At 68.6% G+C, this 4026-nt stretch carries 5 protein-coding genes; 1 reads left to right on the top strand and 4 read right to left on the bottom strand.

Translation table 11 applies throughout. The features are described 5' to 3' along the window. Positions 1–107 precede the first annotated feature (107 nt). From QZT59_RS02875 to QZT59_RS02860, 4 genes are all read right to left on the bottom strand, one after another. Positions 108–269 carry a hypothetical protein gene (locus QZT59_RS02875; protein ID WP_290811069.1) on the bottom strand — a complete coding sequence of 54 codons (162 nt, stop codon included), beginning with the start codon at positions 267–269 and terminating at the stop codon, positions 108–110. Positions 270–607: 338 nt separating this feature from the next. Then, positions 608–1045, bottom strand: a complete 438-nt coding sequence (locus QZT59_RS02870; protein ID WP_290811064.1) for a zinc ribbon domain-containing protein — start codon at positions 1043–1045, stop codon at positions 608–610. A 33-nt stretch (positions 1046–1078) separates the two neighbouring features. Continuing rightward, complete coding sequence (locus QZT59_RS02865) at positions 1079–1762, bottom strand: type I 3-dehydroquinate dehydratase (RefSeq protein ID WP_290811061.1); 684 nt, start codon at positions 1760–1762, stop codon at positions 1079–1081. 182 nt (positions 1763–1944) lie between these two features. Continuing rightward, positions 1945–2925, bottom strand: coding sequence for a transcription initiation factor IIB family protein (locus QZT59_RS02860; protein ID WP_290811059.1), 981 nt, complete (start codon positions 2923–2925; stop codon positions 1945–1947). Positions 2926–3722: 797 nt separating this feature from the next. On the opposite strand from QZT59_RS02860, the gene QZT59_RS02855 reads away from it, so the two are divergent. Then, positions 3723–3947 carry a hypothetical protein gene (locus tag QZT59_RS02855; RefSeq protein WP_290811071.1) on the top strand — a complete coding sequence of 75 codons (225 nt, stop codon included), beginning with the start codon at positions 3723–3725 and terminating at the stop codon, positions 3945–3947. Positions 3948–4026 lie beyond the last annotated feature (79 nt).

Below are 4026 nucleotides of genomic sequence, written 5' to 3'. Positions count from 1 at the left end.
GCGATCGCTGTCCGTGAGCGATCGCCGGCCCGCCCTCCCGCTGCCCAGGAGATCCCGGGCGGCGCGTCGACGATCGGCCGCGGCCTCGGGGGCGACCGACTGCGATCTCAACGACGGACCTGACGTACGGCCGTCGATCGGATCCAGGCCGAGGCGTTCGATCGGTCGCAGATGACCGTGGCGTCGCCGTCCGCGTACTCGACGAACTCGTCGAATCGGCGGGCGAGGGACTCGGGGTCGGCGTCGGTGAGGGTCGGTGTGTGATCCATGGTGGGTCGCGCGACCGACGTCGACGATCGGTCGGAGTGAACGCCGTCGACGGTCGGTCGGGGTGATCGCCGTCGACGATCGGTCGGAGTGAACGCCGTCGACGATCGGTCGGAGTGAACGCCGTCGACGATCGGTCGGGATGATCGCCGTCGACGGTCGGTTCGTGAACCGTCTCCCCGGCCGCGCCGGATAAGCACTTTGTGGAAGGTATTCTAGCGTGGTTGTATGCCGCGTCAACGCATCCCACGACCTGGGCGGCCAGGTCTCGTCAGCGGGACGGCGACGTTCGTTCGCGCGTGACGTGGCGAACCGAGGATCGGGAGTCGGCGCGCGTCGGTCACGTGCTCGCGGGTTCGTCCTCCCGCTCGATACGGGTCGTACACCAGTGACAGAAGGTCAGGTCGTCGTCGAGGGGTTTGCCGCAGGAGGGACAGGCTGGGGCGTCGTCGTCGTTCGCCGGGCCGTCCGCGATCCCGAGGCCCCTGAGTCCGGCGTCGACGGCGGCGAACAGCACGAGAAACATGACGGTGAACTGTGCGAGCGCGCTGGTCTCGGCCTCGACGATGGCGACCCCGTCCGCGACCGTCGCCGGAACGTCCGTGATCGCGCCGTCGGCGCTCGCCCAGAGTTCCTGGACCGGCAAGAGCATCACTACCGTGGCGACGAACATCGCCGCGAAGAGCGCGGCCCGCGTCCAGTCCCGGAGCAGGGCGTGGCCGGCGCCGGGCAACAGGACGGACAGGCCCGCGGCGGCCAGCGCGCGTATCCAGTTCATCGGCGACCGGTCGAGAGTTTTTCCTCCGCGCGGTTAATTCTCTCGCTTCGGGGAAAGTCGACCGACGAGTCGGTCGAGCGACGCGAGGTCGTACTGGCCGGGCGCCGTCGCGGCGTCGGGATCGACCGGCGCGTAGCCGATTCTGGAGCCGTAGACGGGCGCCACCGCGCGGGTGTGCCGGCCGACTTCTCCCATCGCCATCGTCGCGACTGACTCGCCGCGCCTCGTCAGCTGCTCGGTCGCCGAGAGGAGCGCGAGCGCGTCGGCTCGCGACTCGGCGGTGACCGCGAGTTTCGCGACGTCGCCGTACTCCCCGGCCTCGGTCAGCGTCCGGACGAGCGCCGGCCGCGGCGGCGTTCCCTCGAAATCGTGCGCGGAGACGACGATCCGGACGTCGCGCTCCCGGGCGGTCTCGAGGAGGTCGTCCGCGGTGCCGTCCCCGATCGCGGCGAGTTCGACGTCGATCGCCTCGACGGCGTCGACGGTGCACGCGTCGGCGAGCGCGTCGAGTCGTCCCTCCTCGCCCGCTTCTCCGCCCTCCCAGTCGGCCCGGTTCGTCGCCAGAATCGGCAACTCGCCGTCGTAGCTCGCCAGCGCGTCGAGCGGCCCGTCGGCGAGGTCCATGCGGAACTCGATCGCGTCCGCGTGCGTCCGGGCGCGGGGCTCCTCGTCGAGGTCGGCGGTCGACGCGACGAGGGTGAACCCGTCGAAGTCCATGCCGTGGGAACGGTGACGACTCCTCAAAAAGCGACCGTTTTCCGGCTCGAGCCGGCCGGTTCGCGTTCACGCTTGCACGGGCCGACGCCCCGGCGTCGATCGTCGGGGAGCACCGACCCGGATACTCCTGCGGGACGGGCGAGTCGCGGCGCGACGGCGCAGACGGACTCGTCGTGGACGAGTCAGGCCAGCCCGACCGTCTCCTCGGCTTCGAGCAGCTCGTGGTAGCGGTTGCGGATGGTGACCTCGGAGATGTCGGCGACCTCGCTGACCGCGGCCTGGGTGGTCTTCTCGTTGGTGAGCAACGCGGCGGCGTAGACGGCGGCGGCCGCCAGCCCGACCGGCGACTTGCCGGAGTGGACGCCCTTCTCCTTGGCGTTTTTCAGCAGCGAGCGGGCGCGGTGTTCGGCCTCGTCGGAGAGGCCGAGCCCGGACGCGAAGCGCGGGACGTAGCTCTCCGGGTCGGCGGGCTGGACCTCGAGACCGAGCTCCCGGACGACGTACCGGTAGGTTCGCGCGATCTCGTTCTTCTCGACGCGGCTCACGTCGGCGATCTCGTCGAGCGACCGTGGGACGCCGGCCTGCCGGGCGGCCGCGTAGACGCAGGACGTCGAGACGCCCTCGATCGAGCGTCCGGGCAGGAGGTCCTCCTCGAGCGCCCGTCGGTAGATGACGCTCGCGGTCTCGCGGACGTTCGTCGGGAGCCCGAGCGCGGAGGCCATCCGGTCGATCTCGCCGAGGGCCTGCTTGAGGTTGCGCTCCTTGGAGTCGCGCGTGCGGAAGCGCTCGTTCCACTTCCGGAGGCGCTGCATCTTCTCGCGCTGGCGGCTGCCCAGGGCGTTGCCGTAGGCGTCTTTGTTGCGCCAGTCGATGTTGGTCGACAGTCCCTTGTCGTGCATCGTGTTCGTCGTCGGGGCGCCGACGCGGGACTTCTTGTTCTTCTCGCTCGCGTCGAACGCGCGCCACTCCGGGCCGCGGTCGACGGAGTCCTCGGCGACGACCAGCCCGCAGTCGTCACAGACGGTCTCGCCGTGCTCGTCGTCGGAGACGAGTCGGCCGCTGCACTCCGGACAGCTGAACCGGTCGCGTTCGGACTCGTTCTCGCGTTCGTGCGTTCGATCGCCGGTACGTCGTACTCGTGTGGTCGGGGATGCGTTCGTCATACGGATTCGTACGCTGACCGGGTGAACAGGTCGAGAGCGCCCGGTCAGAGTCGTTGTGTACCCCGTTCCGAGACTTGGGATTTAAGGGTTTCGGAATCTCGGGGAGCTAACTCCGATACCGGCGAAATTCGCGCGAACGAGAATTGGAAACCGACAAGATTTTATACTGTCATTCGACCAGTTCCCCGGTCGGATCGGATGCCGCTCGACGCGGCGGTGGGTTGCCCGCCGGCGCCCTTCCTGTGTTGCCCGCCGGCGCCCTTCCTGCCACCTTCGCCCGCGGGCGTGCACGTAACCGCTGAGCGACGACTGAGCGACGACCGGGCACTCCCGTTCGGCGGGCGCGAGCAGCTCTTCCGACGGTCCAGGGTACTCTCGTTCGCCGGCCAGGGGTGCTTCCGTCCGACGGCCGCGACCTCCGGCGTCGGGTCCGTCGGTGCCGGTACGGTAACTCCCTGCTGACGACGAAAGCCGGGCGGTAATCCCTGCTTGGACGTTCCGACGCTGCTGGGCGGGTACCTTCGAAAGCGGGTAGCGAATCCGTCCCGGGAGCCGCGGAACCGGTTCCGCGACCGGGCTGTAACCGGGGTCGTTGGCGCCGAAGTAAGGAGCTTATACGGATCCGTCGCCGTGAATGTCACGAAAAAGATAGGATTACCCGGTCGTACCAACCGACCGGTCGCGGCCGGTAATGGCGTCCTACTCACCGCGAGAAATCGCCAGGCGGCGGTCGATTAACCGGACGTACCAAACCCCTCAAGGCTGGCCCCGTCGTCCCACCGAGTATGAGTTCCGCAATGGCCCCCGACCTCTCGTCGAAGCAGCGTCGCATCCTCGAGTACCTCCGCAGTCACGCTGCCACCAAGACGTACTTCAAGTCCCGGCTGATCGGCGACGAGCTCGGGTTGACGGCGAAAGAAGTCGGCTCGAACATCACCGCGCTCCAGGAGGGCGACTACGACGTCGAGATCGAGAAGTGGGGATACTCTTCGTCCACCACCTGGAAGGTCGACGTCCGGTAACCGGCCGCCACGTATCCGGTCGTCGCGTATCCGGCCGCCACGTATCCGGCCGCCACGTATCCGGTCGTCGCGTATCCGG

Source organism: Halovivax sp. (genome assembly GCA_007119345.1).
Classification (GTDB): Archaea; Halobacteriota; Halobacteria; order Halobacteriales; family Natrialbaceae; genus Halovivax.
Note: the sequence above shows the minus strand (reverse complement) of the source record. Positions and strands in the feature narration are given on the sequence as shown.